Origin of the sequence: Nocardioides marinus, from assembly GCF_013408145.1 — a bacterium.
Taxonomy (GTDB): Bacteria; Actinomycetota; Actinomycetes; order Propionibacteriales; family Nocardioidaceae; genus Nocardioides; species Nocardioides marinus.
Map to the genome: position 1 here is coordinate 2,529,737 of NZ_JACBZI010000001.1, position 24,708 is coordinate 2,554,444.

Consider the following 24,708-nt stretch of genomic DNA (forward strand, 5'->3'; position numbering starts at 1 on the left):
CCCGCCGATGGCCCCACCCACTGGCTCCCTGCTGTCCCCCGAGGAGTCGTCCCGCATGCAGTCCGAGGCACCCCGTACGCCGCCGTCCGCCGCGACGCCCCGCCTGACGGTCCTCACCACGACCCGCAGCGTGTCCGGCTCGGCGTGGCAGGCCCTCAGCTCACGGCTGCCGGGCTCGGTGCTCACCTCGGTGCAGCGCTGGGCGGTCGACTCCCAGCGCTCGGCGTGCCGCAACGCCATGGTCGCCGGTACCGCCCTGGCGGTGCGCCGCGCGGAGCGGGAGGAGGTCGAGGAGTTCCTCGCCGCCCGGGTCCCCGCCCCCGCCACCGAGCAGAGCCGGCTCGACGCCCTCGCCGGGCACGAGCCGCAGCCGTCCGACGGCCCCGGTCGCGCGCAGGCTGATCCTGGGGGTCACCCGGGTCACACCGCCCACGGCTGAGCAGCGCCCCCACCCCGGCTCGGTCTCGGGCACAATCGCGGCATGCCGACCTCCGCGGACCGAGCGGTCACGACCTCCTCCGTCACCTTCCACGAGGTGCTCTCCGACGACGGCACCCGCCTGCGGGCGTGGACCAACGACCCCGAGGGCACCAAGCCGGGGCCGACGGTGGTGCTCTGCAACGGCCTGGGCACCAACCCGTGGACCTGGCCGGCACTGCTCGACCCCGCCTGCGAGGTCCGGGTCGTCTCCTGGAACCACCGCGGCACCGGCGGCTCCCAGCGGCCCGAGGACCCCGAGCGCTGCGGGATCGAGGAGTTCGTCGAGGACGGGCTGTCGGTCATGGACCACTTCGGGGTGGCCAGGGCCGTGCTCATGGGCTGGTCGATGGGCGTCAACACGATGTTCGAGCTGGCCTTCCGCCACCCCGAGCGGGTCTCGGGCCTCTTCGCCGTCGCCGGGGTCCCCGGTGACACCTTCGCCACGATGCTGGGCCCGCTGCACCTGCCGCACGTCGTCTCCCGCACGCTCACGATCAACGCCGCCCGCGCCGCCAAGCACGCCGGGTGGGCCCTGACCCCCATCGCCCGGCGGCTGCCCATCGGCAAGCGTGCGGTGGACCTGCTCAGCCACAGCGGCTTCATGCTGCCGGTCCGCGACCCCGAGATGACCGCCACGGCGATCACCGAGTTCCTGACGACCCCCTTGGACTGGTACTTCCACCTCGCGCTGCGCACCTCCGAGCACGGGCGTGTCTCGCTGCGCAACATCCGGGTGCCGGCGACGTTCGTCGCCGGCCGCTGGGACGTCCTGGCCGGCGCGCGCGACATGCGTACCGCCGCCGACCGCATCGAGGGTGCGACCTACGTCGAGCTGCCGGGCAGCCACTTCCTGGGCCTCGAACGCCCCGAGGAGGTCCACGCGCTGCTGCTGGAGCTGCTCGAGAAGGTCTCGTGACCCGCCTGCGCCGGGGCGTCGCTGCCGCCGCGGTGCTGCCGCTCGCGCTGACCGGCTGCCTGCAGGAGGGCAGCACCTCGACGGTCACGATCATCGAGACGACCGCCACCGGCACCCCGCTGCCCGTGCCGACCAGCGCGCCCTCCAGCACCGCAGCCACCGGGTCGCCGACCGACGACCCGACCGACGACCCGACCGACGCCGGCGAGGAGTCCGGGCCGCCCGAGCTCGTCGGCACGATCGCGACCGGTCTCGAGGTGCCGTGGGGCATCGCGTTCCTGCCCGACGGCGACGCGATCGTCACCGAGCGGGACTCCACGCGCGTGCTGCTGCTGCGCGGACCCGAGCACGAGGTCGTCGAGGTCGCCACGGTCGACGCCGCCGCGCCCGCGGGCGAGGGAGGGCTGCTCGGGGTGGCCGTGTCACCGTCGTACGACGACGACGGGCTGGTCTACCTCTACCTCACCACCCCCACCGACAACCGGGTGGTGCGCGGCGTGCTCGAGGGCGAGCGGCTCGGCGAGCTCGAGTCGGTGCTGACCGGGATCCCCAACGGGTTCATCCACGACGGCGGCCAGCTGGTCTTCGGCCCCGACGGCTACCTCTACGTCTCCACCGGCGAGGCCGGCGATCCGCCGCGCGCCGCGGACCCCGACGACCTGGGCGGCAAGGTCCTGCGGATCACCCCCGACGGCGACCCCGCGCCCGGGAACCCCGACCCCGACTCCCCCGTGTGGACGCTCGGCCACCGCAACATCCAGGGGCTGGCCTTCGTCGGCACCAAGCTGTGGGCCTCGGAGTTCGGCCAGGACCGCTTCGACGAGCTCAACCTGATCACCGCCGGGCGCGAGTACGGCTGGCCCGCGGTCGAGGGCGAGGGCGGGAAGAAGCAGGGCTACGTCGACCCCCAGGTCACCTGGGCCACCGACGACGCCTCCCCCTCTGGCCTGGCCTACGCCGACGGCCGGTTGTGGCTCGGGGCCCTGAAGGGCCAGCGGCTGTGGCGGGTCGAGGTGAAGAGCAAGAAGGCCCGCAAGCCGCGCGCCTTCTTCGTCGGCGACCACGGGCGGCTGCGCTCGGTCGTCGCCGCGCCCGACGGCACGCTCTGGGTCACCACCAGCAACCGTGACGGTCGGGGCTCCCCCGTCGACGGGGACGACAAGATCCTGCAGATCCGGCCCTGAGCACGCTCGGCACGGTTCATCGGCCGGCCGATGAACCTGCCGGCTCGGCCACCGTCCCCACCACCGTCGCCCGCCGCGCGGCCCGACGGAGCACGGCCAGGACAGCGGGGCCGAGGATGACCACGGCAGCGGCGTTGGTGATCGCGCGCATGGTGTCCCAGCCGCCGGTGGAGGTGAGCAGCGTGTAGACGCCGAAGCGGTGGAGGTTCTCCAGCAGCGGCGCGCCGGGCACGTAGGACAGCTCGCCCTCGTGGCCGGGCACGGCGATGCCGAGGGCGAAGGGCCAGCTGGAGAGGTTCATCAGCGCCCCGAAGAGGTACGCCGCCACCACGGCGTAGGCCGCCAGCAGCACGATCTCGAGGCGCCCCCGCGCCCGCGGCAGCAGCCCGGCGCCCATGCCGACCCAGGCCGAGATGAGCATCTGGTACGGCAGCCACGGCCCGACCCCGGCGGTCATCAGCGCCGAGGCGAACAACGACGTGCACCCCAGCGCGAAGCCGAACCCGGGCCCCAGCACCCGCCCGGAGATGATCAGCAGGAAGAAGACCAGCTCCACGCCCGAGAGCCCCGGGGAGATCGCCCGGGTGACGGCGTTGACGGCGCTCAGCACCCCGAGCAGCGCCAGGACCCGCGCGTCGAGGCCACCCTCGGTGACCTCGGCCAGCACCACCGCGACCACGACCGGCAGCAGCGCGAGGAACAGGAACGGCGGGTCCACCCGGGTGCCCTCGGGCACCCGCAGCAGCAGCGGCCAGACCAGCATCATGAGGCCGGCGAACGACGCCAGCCCCAGCACCGCCAGCGAGCGCCGCGACAGCGGGACGGCCGCGACCCGCAGATCGGGGACGCCCCCGCTCACGCCGTCTCCAGCGCGGCGACCACCTCGTCGACCCGCAGCCACGGCGGGCCGAGCACCTTGGTGACCTGCGGGGCGAAGGCCGGCGACTCCGCGACCACCGTTCGCGCCGGCCCACGGGACACGACCTCGCCGTCGGCCAGCACCAGCGCGTCGTCGGCGGCCTGGGCCACGAACTCCACGTCGTGGGAGGCCACCAGCACCGCGTGCCCCTCGGCCGCCAGGTCTCGCACCGTCCCTGCCAGCACCCGCTTGGCGGCGTAGTCCAGCCCACGCGTCGGCTCGTCGAGCAGCACCACACCGGGCCGGGCGGCCAGCACCAGCGAGAGCGCCAGCGCGAGCCGCTGGCCCTCGGACAGGTCGCGCGGGTGCGCGTCGTCGGGCACGCCGGGCACCAGCGAGTCGAGGATCTCCCGGCACGAGCCGTCGCCACCGTCGCCCGCGTCCAGCTCCTCGGCGACGGTCTCGAGGTAGAGCAGGTCCGCCGCGTTCTGCGGGAGCAGCCCGACCAGGGCACGTCGCTGCGCCGCGGGCCGCTCGGCAGGGTCGGCGACGGTCTCGCCCCGGCGTACCTCCACCGTCCCGGCGAAGCGCGCACCCGTGCCCTGCAGCGCCCACAGCAGCGAGGACTTGCCGGAGCCGTTGCGCCCCATCAGCGCGGTGACGCGGCCGGCGGGCAGCGTCAGGTCGACGGAGCGTACGGCGACCTCCCGGCCGTGGACCACGGTGACCCCGCGGGCCCGCAGGCCGTCAGCGTCCGCGTCGGCAGGCGGCGCCGCGGGGGCCGGGGAGGCCGCCGCGAGCCGGTCGCCCAACCCCCGAGCCCGCCGCCGGGCGTCACGCACGCTGAGCGGCAGCGGGCTCCAGCCCGCGGCCCGCCCGAGCTCGACGATCGGCGGCACGACCGGGGAGGAGGCCAGCAGGTCGACGGGGGCGCCGACCTGGACCCGCCCGTCGCCGGTCATCAGGCACATCGTGTCGGCGAACGGCACCACCCGCTCCAGCCGGTGCTCGGCCAGCAGCACCGAGACCCCGAGGTCGTGCACGAGCCGGGTGAGGGTGGCCAGCACCTCCTCGGCCGCGGTGGGGTCGAGGGCCGAGGTCGGCTCGTCGAGGACCAGCAGCCGGGGGTGCATGGTGAGCACGGCGCCGATGGCGACCCGCTGCTGCTGGCCGCCGGAGAGGGTGCGCAGGTCGCGGGCGCGCAGGTCGGCGATGCCGAGCAGGTCGAGGGTCTCCTCGACCCGGCGTCGCATCGTGGCGGCCGGGAGGCCGAGCTGCTCCATGCCGTAGGCCAGCTCCTCCTCGACGGTGTCGGTGACGAAGCCCAGCGCGGGGTCCTGGCCGACGTAGCCCACCACGTGGGCACGGTCGCGGGGCGGGCGGCGCAGCACGCTCTCGCCCTCGAGCAGCACGTCGCCCGCCAGCACGCCCCCGGAGAAGCGGGGCACCAGACCGGCGACGACGCCGAGCAGCGTGGACTTGCCGACACCGGTGGGCCCGGAGAGCAGCACCAGCTCGCCCTCCTCCACGACGAGGTCGACGTCGGCGAGCACCGGGGCATGCCCGGCGCGGTAGCCGAACCGGACGCCCCGCAGCTCGAGCACCGGCGCGCTCATGCGGCCACCGCCTCGGCCTGCTCACGGGCCAGCCGCCCCCGAGGGACCGGTGGGGAGGCCGGCGGCGGCGCGGCCAGGCCACCCGCGAGCGCCACGGCGACGCCGGCGAGCACGCCGAGGCCGATCACCGGCACCACGTCGAGGGCCGGGTAGGAGATGGCCAGCTGGGTCCGGGCCGTCCACACCCACAGCGCGGCGGTCAGGACGCCGGCCCCGGCGACGACCCACTCCGGCCACTGCCAGGCGTCGGGGCGGTAGCGGGTGCGCTCGACCCGGCGCCCGGCGCTGACCAGCCCGAGCACGGCCAGGCCCACGCCGAGCAGGAGCACGGGCAGCGCGAGGTAGCGCGGGGCGGTGCGGTCGAGCACCGCGTAAGTGCCCAGGCAGGTGCCGCACAGACCGATGATCATCAGGGCACCGGTGCGCACGCGGGCCCGCCGGTCCAGGCCGGGCGCCCGGCCGTAGCCGCGCGCGTCCATGCCGGCGGCCATCGCCATCGACCGGTCGATCGCGTCCTCCAGCACCGGCACCAGGAAGCGACGCACCCCTCGGACGCGCCCACCCGCCCCGGCCCGCAGGCCCTGGGCGGCGCGCACCCGACGCACCGAGTCGGCCAGCTGGGGCAGCACCGTCACCGCGACCACCATGGCCGCTCCGACCTCGTAGAGCGCCGGCGGCACCGAGCGCAGCAGCCGCTTGGGGTTGGCCAGCGCGTTGGCCGCGCCCACGCACACGACGATCGCGGCCAGCCGCATGCCGTCGTAGAGGCCGGCGAGGATCGACTCGAGCGTGATCGCCCCGAGCAGCGTGATGCCGGTGGTCCACTCCGGCAACGGGATCGCCGGCAGGTCCAGAACGACGGTGCCCGGGTAGCCGCCGCCGAGCAGCAGCCGGAACACCACCCGCAGCACCACGATCGCCAGGCCCAGCCACAGGTAGATCCGGAAGGAGCGCGACCACGGCTGGTCGGAGCGACGCGCGGCCACCACGACCGCCGCGGCGCCCACGAGCAGCAGCAGGGAGAACGGGTTGGTCGTCATCGACGCCGCGGCCGCGAGCCCGAGCGCCCACACCCACCACGCGACCGGGTGCAGGTCGCGTGGCAGGCGGGCGGTGCGCAGGCTCGTGACCGCGGCGTTCACGACGCAGATCTCCGGCGCAGCCAGACGGCGCCGCCGCCACCCGCGGCCAGCACCAGCAGGGCCACCGGCGCGACCCACACGGGCAGGCCGTCGGGCTCGGCCCCGGCCGCCTGCGTCGTACGACGCTCCGCGGAGGCGTCCGCGGACGACTCGACCTCCGGGGTCGCCGAGTCGGTGGCCGTGGCGCTCGCGGTCGCCTCGTCGGAGTCACGACCCTTGCGAGCGCGCTGGCGCTTCGTGGCCGACCCGTCGGTGGTGCTCGTGGCGCTGGGTCCCGTCGTCGCGCTCGAGGAGCCCGCGACGGAGGGCGACGACCCGCTCGACGAGCCACCGCCACCCGAGGTGGGCGTGGCCTTCTTCGTGGGCGAGGCGGTCGGGCTGCTCGCCGGGGCGCTGCTCGGACTCGACGCCGCTGCCTTCGGCGGTGTGGCGCTCGGCGGCGCGGAGCCGTCGACGTCGTCCCACGACAGGGCGACGGAGCCGCCGTCGGGGATGGTGAGCCCGTCGACGCCGACGGTGGAGTAGGTCCAGGTCCCCGACGTGCCGTTGGACCACCACAGGCCCCAGTAGGCGTCGGCCGGCGGGGTGTTCTGGCACGCCTCCTGCTCCGCGGAGGGCAGGTCGTCGACCCGGCACACGAAGCCCGGCTGGGTGCGCACGCGGGTCAGGGTGTGCCCTGCTGCGTCGAAGAGTGCAGGGGCCTTGCCACCGCCGCCCCCGGCCACGCACGCGGTCTGCACACCGCCGCCGAGGGAGTTGAAGTCGACCACGACGCTGACGCCACCGCCCGCCGCACACGTGGCCGCGGTGGCGGACCCGGCGCCCACCCCTCCGAGGGGCAGCACGACGGTGGCCGTCGCCAGGGCGACGACCACCGCGCGTGCGATCAGGCTCACTGCTTGCACGTGGCCTTCGAGAGGTTCTGCAGCGACGGCGCGGCCTGCGTGGCGGCCCGGCGCCACTGGTCGCGGGTCTCGACGGTGATGCCGTCGGTCTTGCCGGCCTTGAAGGCCGCGCGGTCGAACGCGATCGCGCCGATCTCCTGGTCCAGCTGGGTCTCGGAGTGCTTGCTCGCGACCTGGAACTTCTTCACCCAGCGAGCAGCCTTGCGGGCCTTGCCGCACGAGCCGACCGCACCGAGCGCCCAGCCGGCCAGGCCGGTGGAGTTGGTGTTGGCACCCTCGCCGTCGACACCGGTGCCGAACGAGCCGTTGTCCTTCTGGACGCTGCCGAGCCAGGCCGCGGCGGCGTCGACCGCAGCGGTCACGTCCGCGCCGCCATCGACCTCGAGCAGCTGGTTCAGCACGAGCGCGGTGGTGTCCACGCTCGGCTGGCCCTCGGCACCGTCGCAGGTCTGGTCCTCGGCGTCGGCGTCAGCGGTCAGCGGGAGCCGGAAGTAGCCCTCCTCGCACTGCTGCTGCAGCAGGAAGGAGACGGCGGCGTCGGCGTCGGCGGAGCCGGCGCGCGAGAGCGCGACCGCCGCGAAGGACTGACCGATGGTGTTGGCGTAGTCGCCGTACGCGCTCTGGTCGACGATCCGCCCGGCGGAGGGGCCCTCGTCGGTGGTGACGCCCTCGAGCTGGGCGACCAGGTCGGTGCCGTCGACGTCGGTGGCGTCACCGCCGACGAGGAGGGTGTAGGCGGCCAGCTTGGCCGTGGCGCCGGCGTACACCGCGCCCTCGTCGAACTCCCCGCCCTGGGTGTAGGACGCGACCTGACCGGCCGCGGCGGCCGCGATGTCGCGGGCGACGGCGCCCTTGCGCTCAGCACCCTTGAGCGCGAGGCCGGCATCGATGCTCAGGCCGACGTCGGTGAAGTCGTACTGCTCGTTGACCAGCAGGTCGCCCTCGCCGAGCTCGCCGGCCAGCCACTGGACGGCCTTCTTCTCCTCGCGGACGCCGGCGCGGGCGGCGTCGGCCGGGGCGATGGTGCCGAGCGCGAGCGCCGCGGTGCCGGTGAGCGCGACGGCGCCGCGCAGGATGGTGTGCTTCACGAGGTGTCCTCTCCGCTGCTCAGCGGGAGGGCACGGCACGGGCCGCGTCCCCCGCTGCGTTCCTCGACAGCGTGTGTGGGGGTACGTCGCCTTGCGGGTGCTCCGGCTCACGCGCCCCGGCTGGGGCGCGCCTACGGTTGCGGGTCAGCGCCGGACTCGGACCGGCTTCCCCCAGCAGGGCGCGTGTGGATGGGTGTCGGCGGCAGCCTACGCCCTGGTGGTCAGGAGAGCTTCTCCAGGATCAGCTCGCGGACCCGGGCCGCGTCGGCCTGGCCGCGCATCTCCTTCATGACCGCCCCGATCAGGGCGCCGGCGGCGGCGACCTTGCCGTCGCGGATCTTGTCGGCGACGTCGGGGTTGGCGGCGATGGCGTTGTCCACGGCGGTCGAGAGCGCACCGTCGTCGGAGACGACGGCCAGGCCGCGCTTCTCGACGATCTCGGCGGGCGTGCCCTCGCCGGCGAGCAGGCCGTCGAAGACCTGGCGGGCCAGCTTGTCGTTGACCACCTTGTCGTCCACGAGCTTCTGCACGGCCGCGACCTGGGCGGGGGTGACGCCCAGCTCGGTGATCTCGACGCCGGCGTCGTTGGCGCGGCGGGAGAGCTCCGAGAGCCACCACTTGCGGGCGGCCTGCGGGGCCGCACCCTCGGCGACGGTCTCCTCGATGGCCTCCACGACCCCGGCAGCGACGACGTCGCGCATCTCGAGGTCGGTGAAGCCCCAGGCCTCCTGGAGGCGGGCCCGGCGCTCGACCGGGTTCTCCGGGAGGGTGCCGCGCAGCTCCTCGACCCACTCGCGCGACGGCGCCACGGGCACCAGGTCGGGCTCGGGGAAGTAGCGGTAGTCGTCGGCGTCGGACTTCGGGCGACCGCTGGTGGTGATCCCGGTGTCCTCGTGCCAGTGCCGCGTCTCCTGGAAGATCGCCTCGCCCTTGTCGAGGATCGCCGCGTGCCGCTGCATCTCGAAGCGCACCGCCCGCTCGACGGAGCGGAAGGAGTTCACGTTCTTGGTCTCCGTGCGGGTGCCGAGCACGCCGCTGCCCTTCGGCGACAGCGAGAGGTTCACGTCGGCACGCAGGTTGCCCTGGTCCATCCGGGCCTCGGAGACGCCGAGGGCCACGATCAGGTCGCGCAGCTGCTGCACGTAGGCCCGGGCGACGGCCGGCGCCTTCTCCCCCGCGCCGAGGATCGGGCGGGTCACGATCTCGATGAGGGGGATGCCGGCGCGGTTGTAGTCGACCAGGGAGTAGTCGGCGCCGTGGATGCGTCCGGTGGCGCCACCGACGTGGGTGGACTTCCCGGTGTCCTCCTCCATGTGCGCGCGCTCGATCTCCACGCGGAAGGTCTCCCCGTCGACCTCCACGTCCATGTAGCCGTCGAACGCGATGGGCTCGTCGTACTGGCTGGTCTGGAAGTTCTTCGGCATGTCCGGGTAGAAGTAGTTCTTCCGGGCGAAGCGGCACCACTCGGCGATGTCGCAGTTCAGCGCGAGACCGATGCGGATCGCCGACTCCACGGCCTTGCCGTTGACCGCCGGCATCGCGCCGGGCAGGCCCAGGCAGGTCGGGCACACGTGGGTGTTGGGCTCCCCGCCGAAGGCCGCCGGGCAGCCGCAGAACATCTTGGTGGCGGTGTTGAGCTCGACGTGGACCTCCAGGCCCAGCGCCGGGTCGTAGGCCGCCAGCACGTCGTCGAAGGGCACGAGGGTCTCGGTGGTCGCACTCATCGGGCCACACCTTCCAGCGCAGGGACCTTGTCCAGGAGGGGACCGCCCCACCGGTCGTGCAGCGCGGCCTCGAGGGCGGCGCCCACGCGGTAGAGGCGGTCGTCGGCCATCGCCGGGGCGAGGACCTGGAAGCCGGCCGGCAGGCCGTCCTCGTCGGCCAGCCCGCTGGGCAACGAGATGCCGGGGACGCCGGCGAGGTTGGCGGGGATGGTGGCGAGGTCGTTGAGGTACATCGCCAGCGGGTCGTCGAGCTTCTCCCCCAGCTTGAACGCCGTGGTCGGCGCCGTGGGGCTGACCAGCACGTCGACCTGGCCGAAGGCGGCCTCGAAGTCGCGCGAGATCAGCGTGCGCACCCGCTGGGCGGTGCCGTAGTAGGCGTCGTAGTAGCCGCTGGAGAGCGCGTAGGTGCCCAGGATGATGCGGCGCTTGACCTCGTCGCCGAAGCCGGCGTCGCGGGTGGCGCGCATGACCTGCTCGGCCGACGGGGCGTCCACGCCCTCGGGCAGCACCCGCATGCCGTAGCGCATCGCGTCGAACTTGGCGAGGTTCGAGGACGCCTCGCACGGCATCACCAGGTAGTAGGTCGCCAGCGCGTGCACGAAGCTCGGGCAGGAGACCTCGACGACCTCGGCCCCGGCCGCGGTCAGCAGCTCCAGCGACTCGTGGAAGCGGGCCAGCACGCCGGCCTGGTAGCCCTCGCCCTGCAGCTCGGTGATCACGCCGACGCGCAGGCCCGTCAGGTCACCGGTGGCGCCCTGGCGGGCGGCCTCGACCAGGCCCGGGACCGGCTGGTCGACCGAGGTGGAGTCGAGCGGGTCGTGGCCGCCGATCAGCTCGTGCAGCAGCGCGGCGTCGAGGACCGTGCGGGTGACCGGGCCGACCTGGTCCAGGGAGTTGGCCATCGCGACGAGGCCGTAGCGCGACACCCCGCCGTACGTCGGCTTGACCCCGACCGTGCCGGTGACCGCGCCGGGCTGGCGGATCGAGCCGCCGGTGTCGGTGCCGAGGGCCAGCGGGGCCTCGAAGGCCGCCACCGCGGCGGCCGAGCCGCCACCGGAGCCGCCCGGGATCCGCTCGAGGTCCCACGGGTTGCGGGTGGGGCCGTAGGCGGAGTGCTCGGTGGAGGAGCCCATCGCGAACTCGTCCATGTTGGTCTTGCCCAGGATCGGCAGACCGGCGTCCTTGAGGCGGCGCACGACGGTCGCATCGTAGGGCGGGATCCAGCCCTCGAGGATCTTCGAGCCGCAGGTGGTGGGCAGCCCGGTGGTGGTGAGCACGTCCTTGACCGCCACCGGCACGCCGTCCAGGGCGTGCAGCGGGGCGCCGGCGGCGCGGCGCTCGTCGGAGGCGACGGCCGCGGCCAGCGCCCCTTCGGCGTCGACGTGCAGGAAGGCGTGCACGCCGGCATCGGCGGAGCCGTCGACGGCCGCGATCCGGTCGAGGTGGGCCTGGGTCAGGGCCACCGACGTGGTCTCGCCGGCGGCCAGCGCCGCGGCCAGGTCGCCCGCGGTGCGGCGGGTCGTCTGGGTCGTGTCGCTCACTGCTCGTCCCCCAGGATCCGCGGCACGGCGAAGCGCTGCTCCTCGGCGGCCGGTGCCATCGCCAGCGCCTGCTCGGCGGTGAGGCCGGGCACGACGACGTCCTCGCGGAAGACGTTGGTGAGCGGCATCGGGTGCGAGGTCGGCGGCACGTCGGCGCCGGCCACCCCACTGATGGAGGCGACCGACTCGAGGATCACCGACAGCTGGGGAGCCAGGTGGTCCAGCTCGGCGTCGGACAGGTCGATCCGGGCCAGGGTCGCCAGGTGGGCGACCTCGTCTCGGGAGATCTCGGGCATGCGGCTCATCCTAGGAGCCGGGCGCGCTCACTCCGTGGTCGGGCCGGACTCCAGCAGCGCCTTGAAGCCGTCCTCGTCGAGGATCGGCACCCCGAGCTGCTCGGCCTTCTCGGCCTTGGAACCGGCGTTCTCCCCGATGACGACGTAGTCGGTCTTCTTCGACACCGAGCCGGCCGCCTTGCCGCCACGGCTCAGGATCGCCTCCTTGGCGGAGTCGCGGGAGAAATCGACGAGGCTGCCGGTGACCACGATCGTGAGCCCCTCGAGCGTGCGGGGGGTGGACTCGTCACGCTCGTCGGCCATCCGCACGCCGGCGCGCTCCCACTTCTCCACGATCTCGCAGTGCCAGTCGACCTCGAACCACGCGGTGACCGCCTCGGCGATGGTCGGCCCCACGCCCTCGGCGGCGGCCAGCTGCTCCTCGGTGGCCTCCCGGATCGCGGCCATCGAGCCGAACTCCTGGGCCAGGGCCCGGGCGGCGGTCGGGCCGACGTGCCGGATCGACAGCGAGACCAGCACCCGCCACAACGGGACGTCCAAGCGGTCGGCGAGCTTGCCGAGCAGGGCGCGCCCGTTGGCGTTGAGCACGCGCTCCCCCGCGTCGTCCTCCTGCTCGGACTTCTTGGCCGCGCGGGTGTAGAGGTCGGTGCGCAGCAGCTTGGCCTCGTCGAGGTCGAAGACGTCGCCCTCGTTCATCACGACCCCGGCCTCGAGCAGCGAGACCACGCCCTCGTAGCCGAGGTGGTCGATGTCGAAGGCAGAGCGCCCCGCCACGAAGGAGAGCCGCTCGCGGACCTGCCCCGGGCAGGCCTCGTGGTTGGGACAGCGCAGGTCCTTGTCGCCCTCCTTCTGCTCGGCCAGCGGGGTGCCGCACGAGGGGCACTCGGTGGGCATCACCCACTCCGCGAGGCCTTCGGGGCGCAGCGGGAGCACCGGGCCGAGCACCTCGGGGATCACGTCGCCGGCCTTGCGCAGGATCACGGTGTCACCGGGGCGGACGTCCTTGCGCCTGACCTCGTGGGCGTTGTGGAGGGTGGCGTTCTCGACCGTCGAGCCGGCCACGCGGGTCGGCTCCATGACGGCGTACGGCGTCACCCGGCCGGTGCGGCCGACGTTGACCCGGATGTCGAGCAGCTTGGCGTTGACCTCCTCGGGCGGGTACTTGAACGCGATCGCCCACCGTGGCGCTCGGCTCGTGGAGCCCAGGCGGCGCTGCGCGGCGACGTCGTCGACCTTCACGACCACGCCGTCGATCTCGTGCTCGACGTCGTGTCGGTGCTCGCCGTAGTAGGTGATGAACTCCTCCACCTCGGCCAGCGAGCCCAGCACCTTCGCCCGGTCGGAGGTCGGCAGCCCCCAGGCACGCAGCGCGGCGTACGCCTCGGACTGGGCCGCCGGCTCGAAGCCCTCCCGGGCGCCCAGGCCGTGGCAGACCATGCCCAGCGCACGGGTCGCCGTGACGCGCGGATCCTTCTGCCGCAGCGAGCCGGCCGCGGCGTTGCGGGGGTTGGCGAAGACCGGCTTGCCGGCCTCGGTCATCGCCTCGTTGAGCCGCTCGAACGCCTCGGTGGGCAGGAACACCTCGCCGCGCACCTCGACCAGCGCGGGAACCGGGAACTCGTCGGTGCCGGTGAGGCGGTGCGGGACCGAGTCGATGGTCCTGACGTTGGGGGTGACGTCCTCGCCGGTGCTGCCGTCGCCGCGGGTCAGCGCGCGCACGAGCCGGCCGTCCTCGTAGAGGAGGTTGATGGCCAGGCCGTCGACCTTGAGCTCGCACAGCAGCGCCGGCGACTCCACGCCGTCGCGGCCCAACCGCGCGTGCCAGGCCTCGAGCTCCTCGAGGGAGAAGGCGTTGTCGAGGCTCTCCATCCGCTGCAGGTGGTCGACCGGCGTGAACTCCGTCGAGACCGCACCACCGACCTTCTGGGTCGGGGAGTCGGGGGTGCGCAGCTCGGGGTGCGCCTCCTCCAGCTCCTCCAGGCGACGCATCCGACGGTCGAAGTCGGCGTCGTCGATGCTGGGAGAGTCGAGCACGTAGTAGCGCCAGCGCGCCTCCTCGACCTCCTCGACGAGCTGCTTGTGCTCCTCGCGCGCGGCGTCGGTGGCGGCGTCGGGCGACGCGGCGTCGGTCGAGCTGGTCATGCCCGCATTCTGCCCGGCGCCATCGACAGCCAGGCCCCACCCCGGGGCCTCCGCGAGGGAGCGGCCGGGCTCAGCCCAGCTCCTCGCCGGCGAGCGCACGGGCGGCCAGCCGCTCCTCCTCGCTGACCTCCCAGACCTCCCACGCCGCGTGCAGGGCCAGCCCGATGATCAGGCACCCCAGCAACAGGTCCGGCCAGCCAGACCCCGTACCGAGGGTGACCAGCGCCATCACGATGATGGCGAGGTTGACCAGGACGTCGTTGCGCGCCGAGAGGTACGCCGCACGACTCAGCGAGCCGCCCTCATGCCGTACGCGGACCAGAAGCCACGCGCTCACGGCGTTGACCACGACGGCCCCCAGCGAGGCAAGCACCACGGGCAGCACGTCGGGCGGCACCGGCTCGGCGAAGCGTCGTACCGCCTGCAGGGCCGCCAACGCCGCCGGCCCGAGGATGAGCAGCGCCATCAGCTTGCCCATCACCGCCCGCCGCGCCATCGGCCAGCCCAGCGCCACGAAGATGAGCAGGTTGACCGCGGTGTCCTCCAGGAAGTCCACGCTGTCGGCCAGCAGGGCCACGGAGCCGGCGGACAGCGCGACGGAGAGCTCCACGGCGAAGTAGCCGAGGTTGAGCAGCGCCACGACCAGGACCACTCGTCGCAAGGTCGGGACCGACCCGTCCTCGTGCTGCACCCGCCGTCCCTCCCTCATCGGTGACCGGCCGCCCCGGTCGGCGTCCATGATGGACGTCGACCGGCACGTCGCCGCGCCCGGGTGCGGCCGCCCCGGCCGACGGCCACCCATCCGGACCTGGGGTCGGCGACGAAGATGGGGACGTGAGCACTCCCTCGCTGACCCGCGTCGACCCGACCCTGGACCCGGGCGCCGTTCCGCGCGCCGTCACGCTGATGCTGCACGGCGGCACGCAGCGCTCGACCGACCCCGTGGGGTCGCGCAGCGCGTCGTGGCACCGGATGGCCGCGATCCAGCGCCGCATCACCCCCCAGCTGCACGCCGAGGGCATCGCCAGCTGGCTGCTGCGCTACCGCGTGCGCGGCTGGAACGGCGACGGTGCCGGGCCGCGCGAGGACGCCCGCTGGGCGCTGGAGCAGGTCCGGGCGGCGTACGGCGAGGTGCCGGTGGTGCTGCTGGGCCACTCCATGGGCGCGCGCACGTCGGCGTACGTCGCCGACGACCCGCAGGTCGCGGGCGTGGTCGCCCTCGCCCCGTGGTGGCAGCCCGACGACCCGGTCCGGGCCCTGCGCGGCCGGCACGTCGTCGCCGCCCACGGCGTCGCCGACAAGATCACCTCGGCCCGGATGACCCGCGCCTTCCTGGTGCGCGCGGCCGGGGTCGCGGCGAGCACCGAGTACGTCGACATGGGACGGGTCGGTCACTACATGCTGCGGCGCGTGGACCGGTGGAACGACGTCGCCGTCGACGGCGTGCTGCGCGTCGCGGCCACCGCCACCGTCTAGGGGGCCCTGGTCCAGACACCTCCGCCGGACTCGGGAATGTCGGCGGCGTGTGTCATCGTTGGCACCGGATGGAACGGAACCGTTTCGTTTCATCGAGGTGAACGGAGGGCCACGCATGACGCCACGCCAGGCCCGATCTCATGAGGCCCCTGCCGCCGACTCCCCCACCCGTCCGCGGGTGGAGGGTGACCGTGAGCGGGAGATCCTCGAGGCGACCCTCGACGTGCTCGTCGAGGTCGGCTACGACCGACTGACCCTCGACGCCGTCGCCACGGCGGCCAAGGCCTCCAAGGCCACGCTCTACCGTCGCTGGAACGGCAAGGCCAGCCTCGTCGTCGACGCGCTGGCGCACGACAAGGGCCCCTCCCCCGAGCCGCCCGACACCGGCAGCCTGCGCGAGGACCTGCGACAGGCCTACTGCGGGCTGGGCGGGCTCGCGAGCCCGCGACAGACGGCCCTGTTCGGCAGCATCATCACCGCGATCACCACCGACACCGAGTTCGCCGAGGCGTTCCGCGAGGTCGTCGTCGGACCCAAGATCGCCACGGCCCGCGTCATCTGGGAGCGCGCCGCCGCCCGCGGCGAGGTCTCCCCCGACGCCGACCTCGAGGTGCTCGAGCCCGCCCTCGCGGGGATCCTCATGCACCGCGCCCACCTCATCGGCCAACCGCCCACCCCCGACCTGGTGACCCGCGTCATCGACGCGGTGATCCTCCCGGCCGCCCGTGCCGCCGGCACCGGAACTGGCACGCCCACCACGACCACCGACCCGAAGGACCCCTCGTGACCGACCTGACCACCGACCCGGCAGCGTCCGGGCCCGAGGCGCCGCGCGACTCCGCGTCCAAGGCACCCCGCCACGCCGCGTGGGCACTGGTGCTGATCTGCACCGCGCAGCTGATGGTGGTGCTCGACAGCACCATCGCCAACATCGCCCTGCCCAAGATCCAGGCCAGCCTGGACATCGACTTCGCCAACCTCAGCTGGGTCGTCACCGGCTACGCCCTGGCCTTCGGCGGCCTGCTGCTCCTCGGTGGCCGCCTGGGCGACCTCTACGGTCGCCGTCGCGTCTTCATGATCGGCGTGACGCTCTTCGCGCTCGCCTCCGCCGTCGGCGGCATCGCCCAGAACGAGGCCATGCTCCTCGGCTCCCGCGGCGTGCAGGGCCTCGCGGCAGCGCTGGCCTCCCCCAGCGCGCTGGCGCTGATCACGACGACGTTCCCGCCGGGCCCTCAGCGCAACCGGGCGTTCTCGGTGTTCGCCGCCATGTCCGGCATCGGTGCCGCGATCGGCCTGGTGCTCGGCGGCTGGCTGACCAACCTCGACCCCGAGTGGGGCTGGCGGCTGACCTTCCTCATCAACGTCCCCATCGGCCTCGCGGCGGCGTTCCTCGCCCCGCGGCTGCTGCCCGACTCCGAGCACCACGAGGGCTGGCTCGACGTACCGGGCGCCATCACCGGCACCGTCGGCCTGCTCTCGCTGGTCTTCGGCATCACCCGCACCGGCAACACCGACCCCGACACGGTCTCGGCCGTCAACCCGATGGGCACCCCCTACGGCTGGGGTGACCCGGTGGCGCTGGCGTTCCTCGCCGTCGGCGTGGTCTCCCTGGTGGCCTTCGTGCTGCTCGAGACGCGGGTCCAGCACCCGCTCATGCCGTTGCGGATCTTCGCCAGCCGCAACCGCGCCGTCGCGTTCGTGTCGATGATGATGACGCCGGCCGCGATGTTCGCGATGTTCTACTTCCTCTCGCTCTACGTGCAGGACGTCATGGGCTACTCCGCGCTGCGCACCGGCTTCGCTTTCCTGCCCTTCGCATTCGGCATGATCATCGGCGCGACCACGTCCTCGAAGCTGATCGCCCGGATGGACCCGCGCTACCTGACCGGCACCGGCACGCTGCTCGCGGGCTTCAGCCTCTTCATGTTCTCCCACCTCACGCCGGGCCAGGAGAACTACTGGACCGACATCATGCCGTTCATCGTCACCATGTCGCTGGGCATGGGCCTGACCTTCGTCCCGATGACGCTGGTGGCCCTGCACGGCATCCCCTCCGCCGACGCCGGCATCGGCTCCGGCGTGCTCAACACCATGCAGCAGGTCGGCGGCGCCCTGGGGCTGGCGATCCTGTCGACCGTCGCCTCCCACTTCATCCTGGAGCGGGCCGCCGAGCTCGGCGGGTCGGGCGCGGAGCCCGGCGAGGTGGCGGTGCTGTCCTTCGCCGAGGGCGCGACCACCGCGTTCCTCGTCGGCGCCTTCATGATCTGGGCGGCCTCCGCCCTGGTCTGGGCGCTGCTGGACGTCAAGCACACCGAGCTGGCCACAGACGACGCACCCGAGGGCGCGGCCGTCCACGTCTGACCAGCCCCGCTCCACCACCGAGCCGGCGCGTCCTTCCGTCAAGGGCGCGCCGGCTCGGCGTCTCTGGGGCCCGCAGCGCGTCGAGCCGGCGTATTAATACGCCGGCTCGGCGTCCTGGGTGGGTCGAGCCGGCGTATCAATACGCCGGTTCGGCACCCCAGCGAGGGTCAGGTGAGGGCGGTGGCGACCTGGCGGGAGAGCTGGAGCGCGCGTCGGGCCCAGGAGGTCGACGCACCGGCGAGGCCGCAGCCGGGGCCGACGAGCAGGGTGCCGGCCTCGGGGTCCAGGCCGAGCATGTCCAGCCAGCGCTCCACGCGCTGCACCACGGCGGTGTCGGTGAGGCCGCCCGCCGGCTCGGTGGTGGGTACGACGCCGAGCGCGACGGCCACGCCGGCCTCGAGCGCCTCGGCGACCGTGTCGTGGTCGGCCGCGGAGAGCACCGAGAGGTCCACGACCAGCCCGGTCGCCCCGGCGCCGCGCACGAGGCCCCACGGGACCCCCGGCGCGCACGAGTGCACCCACGGCTCGGCACCCTCCTCGGCGATCGCCGAGAGCACGGTCTCCAGCAGCGCCGAGGCCTCCGGCGGGTGCACCACCCGGTGCCTGGAGAAGCCCGAGGCGGTGGGCACCGCCCCGCTCAGCACCGCGGGCAGCGCCGGCTCGTCGACCTGCACCACCAGCGAGGTGGCACCCGGCACCCGACGCCGCACGTCACGGATGTGGGCGCGCAGCCCCTCGGCCAAGGACTCGGCGAGGTCGCGCCGCGCACCGTGGTCCGAGAGCACCCGGTCGCCCCGCGGCTTCTCGACGGTCGCCGCGAGCGTCCACGGCCCGGCCACCTGGGTCTTGAACGTGCCCGCGTAGCCCTGCGTCAGCTCCTCCACGCAGTCGAGGTCCTGGCCCAGGAGGCTCCGGGCGCGGCGGTGGTCGACGCCGGGCGCCCCGGAGGTGCCCACGAGCCGCCACCCGGACGGCTGGAGGTCGACGTCGAGCCCCTCCAGCACCGCCAGTGCCCGGCCGGTCATCGACGCGGTCGCCCCGCGACCGGGCAGCTCCGGCACGTGCGGCAGGTCGGGCAGCTCGCCCAGCACCGCCCTCACGGCCTCGGCGTAGGCAGCGGCGTCCTCGCCCGGCATCGAGCCGACACCGCTCGCCCGGGTCATGACGCGCTCCCGACCGGCGAGCGGTCCGTGGAGGCGATCGTGGCCGAGCCGACGACCCGGCTGCCGTCGTACACCACGACGGCCTGGCCGGGCGCGATGCCGTACGCCGGGTCGAGCAGCTCGACACTGACCGACTCGCCACCGTCGTGGACGCGCAGCCGCGCGCGGTGCTCGTCGCCGTGCGCCCGCAGCTGGACGGTGCAGTCCCCCCAGGTGTCCGACGCGGGGACGGTGCCGCACCAGCGCGGACGGATGCCCTCGAGGCCGTGGACGGCCAGCCGCTCGCGTGGCCCCACCCGCACGGTGCCCTCGACCGGCTCGATGTCGAGCACGAAGCGGGGCTTCCCGTCGGGCGCGGGCGTGCCGATGCGCAGGCCCTTGCGCTGGCCGATGGTGTAGCCGTAGGTGCCGTCGTGGCGCCCGAGCTCCTCGCCGGTCTCGTCGTCGACGATGACGCCACCGTGGTTGGGCGCGCGCTCCCCCAGCTTCTCGCGCAGCCAGCCGGCGTTGTCGCCGTCGGCGACGAAGCAGATGTCGTGGCTGTCGGGCTTGTCGGCGACCAGCAGCCCGCGCCGGGCGGCCTCCTCGCGCACCTGCGCCTTGGGGGTGTCCCCGAGCGGGAAGAGCGAGTGCCGCAGCTGGTGCTGGTCGAGCACGCCGAGCACGTAGGACTGGTCCTTGCCGGCGTCGACCGAGCGGTGCATCTCCACCAGGCCGTCGGCGCCCTCGCGCAGGATCGCGTAGTGGCCGGTGGCGACGGCGTCGAAGCCGAGCGCCAGCGCCCGGTCGAGCACCGCGGCGAACTTGATCTTCTCGTTGCACCGCAGGCAGGGGTTGGGGGTGCGCCCGGCGGCGTACTCGTCCATGAAGTCCTCGACCACGTCGGCGTGGAACCGCTCGGAGAGGTCCCAGACGTAGAACGGGATGCCGATGACGTCGGCGGCGCGACGCGCGTCGTTGCTGTCCTCGATGGTGCAGCAGCCGCGGGCCCCGGAACGGTACGACGCGGGGTTGCGCGAGAGCGCCAGGTGCACCCCGGTCACGTCGTGGCCGGCCTCGTGGGCACGTGCGGCGGCCACGGCGGAGTCGACCCCGCCGGACATCGCGGCCAGCACCTTCATCGCAGCCCCCTCACAGCTTCGCCGCGCGAGCGCGCTCGACGGCCGGGCCGATCGCGTGGAGCACGGCGTCGACGTCGGCCTCGGTGGAGGTGCGGCCGAGGGTGAAGCGCAGCGAGCTGCGCGCCTCGTCCTCGTCGCGGCCCATGGCCAGCAGCACGTGGGAGGCCTGCGGCACCCCGGCCGAGCAGGCCGAGCCGGTCGAGCACTCGATGCCACGGGCGTCGAGCAGCATCAGCAGGGAGTCGCCCTCGCACCCGGGGAAGGAGACGTGCACGTTGCCGGGGAGCCGCGCGCGGTCCCAGCCGGGCACGGAGTCGGGCCCGGGCCCGTTGAGCACCACGTCGGGCACGACCTTCCGCAGCCCGTCGACCAGGCGGCCGCGCAGGGCGCGGAGGTGGGCCGCGTGCTCGGCCTGCCGGGCGACGGCGAGGTCGAGGGCGGTCGCGAACCCCACGACCGCGGGGGTGTCGAGGGTGCCGGAGCGCACGTCGCGCTCCTGACCGCCGCCGTGCAGCAGCGGGGCCACCGGGAGGTCGCGGCGCACGACCAGCGCACCCGCCCCGTGCGGGCCGCCCACCTTGTGGCCGGAGACCGTCATCGCGTCGACCCCGGAGCCCGCGAAGTCGACCGGCACGGCGCCCACGGCCTGCACGGCGTCGGTGTGCACCGGGATGCCGTGCTCCCCCGCCGCGGCGACCACGCGCTGCAGCGGCTGGAGGGTGCCGACCTCGTTGTTGGCCCACATCACCGAGACCAGGCCCACCGACGCGGGCTCGGCGAGCGCCGTCCCCAGCGCGGCCGGGTCCAGCCGCCCGTCGGCGTCGACGGCGAGGTGCTCCACGGCGTAGCCCTGCTGCGCCTCGAGCCACTCCAGCGGGTCGAGCACGGCATGGTGCTCCACGGCGGTCGTCAGCAGCCGCGTGCGGCGCGGGTCCTGGTCGCGGCGTGCCCAGGCCAGGCCCTTGAGGGCCAGGTTGTCGGCCTCGGTGCCACCGGAGGTGAAGACCACCTCGCCGGGACGGCACCCCAGCGCGGCGGCGACCCGCTCCCGGGCCTCCTCGACCGCCCGGCGCGCGGCGCGGCCCGAGGCGTGCAGCGAGGACGGGTTGGCGGTGCGACCGAGCTGCTCGACCATCGCCTCGAGAGCCTCCGGCACCATCGGCGTCGTGGCGGCGTGGTCGAGGTAGACGGGGTCGGTCATGGCGCCGCCCAGCGTACGGCGCCGGGCCAGGTCACTCCCAGCCAGCGTCCCGGCCGGTGCCCCCAGTCACGGGACGACGCGCACGCTGCCGATCTTGGTCTTCGCGCCCTTGGCGATGCGGCAGGTGAGCTCGTCGGACATGGAGAACGACCCGGTCACGGTGATGGTCGCGGTGAACCTGCCGGGCAGCTTGACCGGGTAGGTGTCGATCTTCTTCAGCCGCACCGCCTGCGCGGTGCCGGTGCCCTCGAGGACGAGCAGCCCCTCGGCCGGGACCTCGGTGGACGGGAGCTCGAGGCGGCGGATCTTCCGCTTCTTCGTGCCGACCTTGTACGTCGCGTCGTCGGAGCGCCCGGAGACCTCCTCGACGCCGTAGTCGCGCATCGTCTGGGTCATCTCCTCCGGCACGACGATGGAGAAGTCGATCGGGCGGGCGGCCATCTTCTTGCCGGCCGTGACCGTCCGCGGCAGCTGGACGCGGACGAAGGTCTCGAAGTCACCGGAGCCCAGCACCTCGGAGGCACAGGTGTAGACGGTGGTCCGCTCCACCATCCTCGGGTCCTGGTCATTGGCCGCTCCGGCAGGAGCGGCGGCCAGCACCGGGAGGAGCGGGGCGAGCAGGGCGGCGGCGACGGCGGGGAGGAGAGGGCGCACGGGTCCAGGGTAGTGCGCGGGGAGCTCCGGCCGACCTGGGCCGGCGGACCCACCGCGGCGGGCGGGCGGTCGCACCGGTGTGGCGCGACGGAAGGATGCGCCGGCTCGGCGGCTACGGCGTCAGCAGCACCAGGTCGTCACGGTGCACGACCTCACGCTCGTAGGCCGCGCCGAGCTCCTCCTTGAGCTGGGCGGTGGAGCGCCCGACCAGCGCCGGGACCTCCTCGGCGTCGAAGTTGACCAGGCCGCGGGCCACGACGGTCCCGTCGGGACCGGCCAGGTCGACGGGGTCACCGGCCACGAAGCTGCCGCTGGCCCCGGTGAGGCCCGCCGCCAGCAGCGAGGCGCGCCGATCGACCACGGCGCGCACGGCGCCGGCGTCCAGGTGCAGTGCGCCGCGCGACTCCGTCGCGTGCGCCAGCCACAGCAGCCGGGTCGGACGACGGCGACCGGTCGCGTGGAACAACGTGCCCACGCCCGTGCCGGACAGGGCCTCGCCGGCCCGCTCGGCCGACGTCAGGACCACCGGGATGCCGGCACCGGTGGCGATCCGGGCGGCCTCGACCTTGGTCACCATGCCGCCGGTCCCCACGCCCGCCGCTCCCACCGAGCCGATGGAGACGGCCTGGAGGTCGGTCTCGTCGCGCACCTCGTCGAGCAGGCGCGCCCCCTCACGGGTCGGCGGACCGTCGTACAGGCCGTCGACGTCGGAGAGCAGCACCAGCAGGTCGGCGTGCACCAGGTGGGCGACCAGGGCGGCCAGGCGGTCGTTGTCGCCGAAGCGGATCTCGGAGGTCGCGACGGTGTCGTTCTCGTTGACGATCGGCAGCACGCCCAGCTCGAGCAGCTGGGCGAGCGTCTGGTGGGCGTTGCGGTAGTGCGCGCGCCGGGTCACGTCGTCGAGGGTGAGCAGCACCTGGCCGGCGACCAGTCCGTGCCGGGAGAGCTCCTCGGTGTAGCGGTGGACCAGCAGCCCCTGCCCCACCGAGGCGGCCGCCTGCTGGGCCGCCAGGCCGCGGGGGCGCCGGGCCAGGCCGAGCGGTGCGAGCCCGGCCGCGATGGCGCCGGAGGAGACCAGCACGACCTCGACACCGCGCTCGCGGGCCGCGGCGAGCACGTCGACGAGCGAGCGGACGCGGTCGGGGTCGATGCCACCGGCCGCGGTCGTGAGCGAGGAGGAGCCGACCTTGACGACGACGCGGCGCGCCTCGGTCACCTCCCGGCGCAGGGTCACCCCCGGCCCTCCGGGTCGTCCTCGGCCCACTCGCGCGCCTGCTCGGCCTCGTGGGCCCCCAGCAGGTCGGGATCGTCCTCGCCGCCGATGTCGTACGACGTGGGGCCGGCCGCACCGCGGCGCTCGACGTCCAGGCGGCGGGCCACGTCGGCGCGGGTCTCGCCCTCCTGCCGCTCGGGCATCGCGGCGTCGATGTCGCGGCGACGACGCGAGGCGTCACGGCGGTCGTCGAAGCGCTGGTCCTCGCCGCGACGGCCCAGCATCTCCGCGCCGGCCTCGATCCCCGGCTTGAAGTCGAAGACCACGGAGTTCTCGTCCCGGCCGATCAGGACGGTGTCGCCCTCGATCGCGCCGAGCTGCAGCAGCCGGTCCTCGACCCCGAGCCGGTTGAGGCGGTCGGCGAGGAAGCCCACGGCCTCGTCGTTGCTGAAGTCGGTCTGCCGCACCCAGCGCTCGGGCTTGGTGCCGCGCACCCGCCAGCCGCGATGACCGGGCTCGGCGGGCACCTCGTCGCTCTCGATGACGGTGAAGTCCGCGCCGTCCGCGCCCGCCGGACGCAGCACGATGCGCTGGGCCTCGACGACGGGCTTCTCGGTGCGGGAGGCCGCCACGATCTCGGCCATCGCGAAGGTGAGCTCCTTCAGGCCCTCACCGGAGGCCGCCGAGACCGGGATGACCCGCAGGCCGCGCGAGCGCAGGTCCTCGATGGTGATGTCGGAGATGTCGCGCCCGTCGGGGACGTCGATCTTGTTCAGCGCCACCAGGCGCGGCCGGTCCTCGAGACCGCCGTACCGGCTCAGCTCGTTCTCGATGATGTCGAGGTCGTCGAGCGGGTTGCGGCCCGGCTCGATGGAGGCGGTGTCGATGACGTGCACGATCGCGGCGCAGCGCTCCACGTGCCGCAGGAAGTCGTGGCCCAGTCCGCGGCCCTCGCTCGCGCCCTCGATGAGGCCGGGGACGTCGGCGACGGTGAAGACGGTCTCGCCGGCGGTGACCACCCCGAGGTTCGGCACCAGGGTGGTGAACGGGTAGTCGGCGATCTTCGGCCGCGCCCGCGACATCGCCGCGATGAGGCTGGACTTGCCGGCGCTGGGGAAGCCCACCAGGCCGATGTCGGCGACGACCTTCAGCTCCAGGACGACCTCGAGCTCGTCGCCGGGCTCGCCGAGGAGCGCGAAGCCCGGCGCCTTGCGCTTGGCCGAGGCCAGCGCGGCGTTGCCGAGACCGCCACGGCCGCCCTCGGCGATGACCAGCTCGGTGCCGGCGCCGACGAGGTCGGCGAGCAGCTCGCCGTCACGGTTGCGTACGACGGTGCCGTCGGGCACCGAGAGGACGAGGTCCTTCCCGTGGCCGCCGTTGCGGTGGCCGCCCGCACCGTGGCCGCCGTGCTCGGCGCGACGCTTGGGGCTGTGGTGGTACTCCAGCAGCGTGGTGACCGCGGGGTCCACGCGCAGGATGATCGAGCCGCCCGGCCCGCCGTTGCCGCCGTCGGGTCCACCGAGCGGCTTGAACTTCTCGCGGTGCACCGAGGCCACGCCGTTGCCGCCGCGCCCGGCGCTGACGTGCAGCGTCACGCGGTCGACGAAGGTCGGCAGTGCCATGAGG

Annotated in this window: 22 protein-coding genes; 6 read left to right on the forward strand and 16 right to left on the reverse strand. The window is 74.1% G+C overall.

Annotated features, from left to right (window positions below; all coding sequences use genetic code 11):
* Nucleotides 1-7 precede the first annotated feature (7 nt).
* Genes BKA05_RS11995 through BKA05_RS12005 form a run of 3 tightly spaced genes read left to right on the forward strand, consistent with a single transcriptional unit; the run spans nt 8 to nt 2,580 of the window.
* Nucleotides 8-439 carry a hypothetical protein gene (locus tag BKA05_RS11995; RefSeq protein WP_179531634.1) on the forward strand — a complete coding sequence of 144 codons (432 nt, stop codon included), beginning with the start codon at nt 8-10 and terminating at the stop codon, nt 437-439.
* Nucleotides 440-481: 42 nt separating this feature from the next.
* Nucleotides 482-1,396 carry an alpha/beta fold hydrolase gene (locus BKA05_RS12000; RefSeq protein ID WP_179531635.1) on the forward strand — a complete coding sequence of 305 codons (915 nt, stop codon included), beginning with the start codon at nt 482-484 and terminating at the stop codon, nt 1,394-1,396.
* Nucleotides 1,393-2,580 carry a PQQ-dependent sugar dehydrogenase gene (locus BKA05_RS12005; protein WP_343045645.1) on the forward strand — a complete coding sequence of 396 codons (1,188 nt, stop codon included), beginning with the start codon at nt 1,393-1,395 and terminating at the stop codon, nt 2,578-2,580. Before BKA05_RS12000 ends, BKA05_RS12005 begins: the two co-directional genes overlap by 4 nt.
* 16 nt (nt 2,581-2,596) lie before the next feature.
* On the opposite strand, the gene BKA05_RS12010 is transcribed toward BKA05_RS12005, so the two are convergent.
* From BKA05_RS12010 to BKA05_RS12055, 10 genes are all read right to left on the reverse strand, one after another.
* Nucleotides 2,597-3,439 carry an ECF transporter S component gene (locus BKA05_RS12010; RefSeq protein WP_343045646.1) on the reverse strand — a complete coding sequence of 281 codons (843 nt, stop codon included), beginning with the start codon at nt 3,437-3,439 and terminating at the stop codon, nt 2,597-2,599.
* Nucleotides 3,436-5,055, reverse strand: a complete 1,620-nt coding sequence (locus BKA05_RS12015) for an ABC transporter ATP-binding protein (RefSeq protein WP_179531636.1) — start codon at nt 5,053-5,055, stop codon at nt 3,436-3,438. The genes BKA05_RS12010 and BKA05_RS12015 overlap by 4 nt, the downstream gene beginning before the upstream one ends.
* The gene (locus BKA05_RS12020) at nt 5,052-6,197 is read right to left on the reverse strand and encodes a CbiQ family ECF transporter T component (protein ID WP_343045647.1); all 1,146 of its coding nucleotides are present in this window, start codon (nt 6,195-6,197) and stop codon (nt 5,052-5,054) included. Before BKA05_RS12020 ends, BKA05_RS12015 begins: the two co-directional genes overlap by 4 nt.
* Complete coding sequence (locus tag BKA05_RS12025; RefSeq protein ID WP_179531637.1) at nt 6,194-7,093, reverse strand: hypothetical protein; 900 nt, start codon at nt 7,091-7,093, stop codon at nt 6,194-6,196. The genes BKA05_RS12020 and BKA05_RS12025 overlap by 4 nt, the downstream gene beginning before the upstream one ends.
* The gene (locus BKA05_RS12030) at nt 7,090-8,190 is read right to left on the reverse strand and encodes a hypothetical protein (RefSeq protein WP_179531638.1); all 1,101 of its coding nucleotides are present in this window, start codon (nt 8,188-8,190) and stop codon (nt 7,090-7,092) included. Before BKA05_RS12030 ends, BKA05_RS12025 begins: the two co-directional genes overlap by 4 nt.
* Before the next feature lie 221 nt (nt 8,191-8,411).
* Complete coding sequence (gene gatB / locus BKA05_RS12035) at nt 8,412-9,914, reverse strand: Asp-tRNA(Asn)/Glu-tRNA(Gln) amidotransferase subunit GatB (RefSeq protein WP_179531639.1); 1,503 nt, start codon at nt 9,912-9,914, stop codon at nt 8,412-8,414.
* On the reverse strand, nt 9,911-11,455 hold the full coding sequence (gatA, locus tag BKA05_RS12040; protein ID WP_179531640.1) for an Asp-tRNA(Asn)/Glu-tRNA(Gln) amidotransferase subunit GatA: 1,545 nt from the start codon (nt 11,453-11,455) through the stop codon (nt 9,911-9,913). Before gatA ends, gatB begins: the two co-directional genes overlap by 4 nt.
* On the reverse strand, nt 11,452-11,751 hold the full coding sequence (gatC, locus tag BKA05_RS12045) for an Asp-tRNA(Asn)/Glu-tRNA(Gln) amidotransferase subunit GatC (RefSeq protein WP_179531641.1): 300 nt from the start codon (nt 11,749-11,751) through the stop codon (nt 11,452-11,454). Before gatC ends, gatA begins: the two co-directional genes overlap by 4 nt.
* A gap of 27 nt (nt 11,752-11,778) precedes the next feature.
* Complete coding sequence (ligA, locus tag BKA05_RS12050; RefSeq protein WP_179531642.1) at nt 11,779-13,893, reverse strand: NAD-dependent DNA ligase LigA; 2,115 nt, start codon at nt 13,891-13,893, stop codon at nt 11,779-11,781.
* Between the two features lie 70 nt (nt 13,894-13,963).
* The gene (locus BKA05_RS12055; RefSeq protein ID WP_343045648.1) at nt 13,964-14,584 is read right to left on the reverse strand and encodes a cation efflux transmembrane domain-containing protein; all 621 of its coding nucleotides are present in this window, start codon (nt 14,582-14,584) and stop codon (nt 13,964-13,966) included.
* Nucleotides 14,585-14,727: 143 nt separating this feature from the next.
* Here BKA05_RS12055 and BKA05_RS12060 point away from each other — a divergent pair, with 143 nt between their 5' ends.
* The 3 genes from BKA05_RS12060 (at nt 14,728) to BKA05_RS12070 (ending at nt 17,730) form a co-directional block, all read left to right on the forward strand.
* Nucleotides 14,728-15,369: an alpha/beta hydrolase gene (locus BKA05_RS12060; RefSeq protein ID WP_343045649.1), complete on the forward strand. Its 642-nt coding sequence runs from the start codon at nt 14,728-14,730 to the stop codon at nt 15,367-15,369.
* A 115-nt stretch (nt 15,370-15,484) separates the two neighbouring features.
* Nucleotides 15,485-16,156: a TetR-like C-terminal domain-containing protein gene (locus BKA05_RS12065; protein WP_179531644.1), complete on the forward strand. Its 672-nt coding sequence runs from the start codon at nt 15,485-15,487 to the stop codon at nt 16,154-16,156.
* On the forward strand, nt 16,153-17,730 hold the full coding sequence (locus BKA05_RS12070; RefSeq protein ID WP_343045650.1) for an MFS transporter: 1,578 nt from the start codon (nt 16,153-16,155) through the stop codon (nt 17,728-17,730). The genes BKA05_RS12065 and BKA05_RS12070 overlap by 4 nt, the downstream gene beginning before the upstream one ends.
* 167 nt (nt 17,731-17,897) lie before the next feature.
* Here BKA05_RS12070 and BKA05_RS12075 read toward each other — a convergent pair whose 3' ends face one another.
* The 6 genes from BKA05_RS12075 to obgE form a co-directional block, all read right to left on the reverse strand.
* Entirely contained in the window at nt 17,898-18,893 is a 996-nt protein-coding gene (locus tag BKA05_RS12075; RefSeq protein ID WP_179531645.1) for a uroporphyrinogen decarboxylase/cobalamine-independent methonine synthase family protein, read from the reverse strand.
* On the reverse strand, nt 18,890-20,014 hold the full coding sequence (gene mnmA / locus BKA05_RS12080; protein ID WP_179531646.1) for a tRNA 2-thiouridine(34) synthase MnmA: 1,125 nt from the start codon (nt 20,012-20,014) through the stop codon (nt 18,890-18,892). Before mnmA ends, BKA05_RS12075 begins: the two co-directional genes overlap by 4 nt.
* Nucleotides 20,015-20,024: 10 nt before the next feature.
* Nucleotides 20,025-21,215, reverse strand: coding sequence for a cysteine desulfurase family protein (locus tag BKA05_RS12085; protein WP_179531647.1), 1,191 nt, complete (start codon nt 21,213-21,215; stop codon nt 20,025-20,027).
* Between the two features lie 66 nt (nt 21,216-21,281).
* Entirely contained in the window at nt 21,282-21,869 is a 588-nt protein-coding gene (locus BKA05_RS12090) for a DUF6801 domain-containing protein (RefSeq protein WP_179531648.1), read from the reverse strand.
* A 112-nt stretch (nt 21,870-21,981) separates the two neighbouring features.
* Complete coding sequence (gene proB, locus BKA05_RS12095) at nt 21,982-23,103, reverse strand: glutamate 5-kinase (protein ID WP_179531649.1); 1,122 nt, start codon at nt 23,101-23,103, stop codon at nt 21,982-21,984.
* Complete coding sequence (obgE, locus tag BKA05_RS12100; RefSeq protein WP_179531650.1) at nt 23,100-24,704, reverse strand: GTPase ObgE; 1,605 nt, start codon at nt 24,702-24,704, stop codon at nt 23,100-23,102. Before obgE ends, proB begins: the two co-directional genes overlap by 4 nt.
* Between the last annotated feature and the right edge of the window lie 4 nt (nt 24,705-24,708).

Bases quoted from the DNA above. Each gene is read 5' to 3' on its own strand.
- BKA05_RS11995 (WP_179531634.1), top strand. From the start codon at position 8: ATGGCCCCACCCACTGGCTCCCTGCTGTCCCCCGAGGAGTCGTCCCGC.
- BKA05_RS12000 (WP_179531635.1), top strand. From the start codon at position 482: ATGCCGACCTCCGCGGACCGAGCGGTCACGACCTCCTCCGTCACCTTC.
- BKA05_RS12015 (WP_179531636.1), bottom strand. From the start codon at position 5,055: ATGAGCGCGCCGGTGCTCGAGCTGCGGGGCGTCCGGTTCGGCTACCGC.
- gatB (WP_179531639.1), bottom strand. From the start codon at position 9,914: ATGAGTGCGACCACCGAGACCCTCGTGCCCTTCGACGACGTGCTGGCG.
- gatC (WP_179531641.1), bottom strand. From the start codon at position 11,751: ATGCCCGAGATCTCCCGAGACGAGGTCGCCCACCTGGCGACCCTGGCC.
- ligA (WP_179531642.1), bottom strand. From the start codon at position 13,893: ATGACCAGCTCGACCGACGCCGCGTCGCCCGACGCCGCCACCGACGCC.
- BKA05_RS12065 (WP_179531644.1), top strand. From the start codon at position 15,485: ATGACGCCACGCCAGGCCCGATCTCATGAGGCCCCTGCCGCCGACTCC.
- BKA05_RS12075 (WP_179531645.1), bottom strand. From the start codon at position 18,893: ATGACCCGGGCGAGCGGTGTCGGCTCGATGCCGGGCGAGGACGCCGCT.
- mnmA (WP_179531646.1), bottom strand. From the start codon at position 20,014: ATGAAGGTGCTGGCCGCGATGTCCGGCGGGGTCGACTCCGCCGTGGCC.
- BKA05_RS12085 (WP_179531647.1), bottom strand. From the start codon at position 21,215: ATGACCGACCCCGTCTACCTCGACCACGCCGCCACGACGCCGATGGTG.
- obgE (WP_179531650.1), bottom strand. From the start codon at position 24,704: ATGGCACTGCCGACCTTCGTCGACCGCGTGACGCTGCACGTCAGCGCC.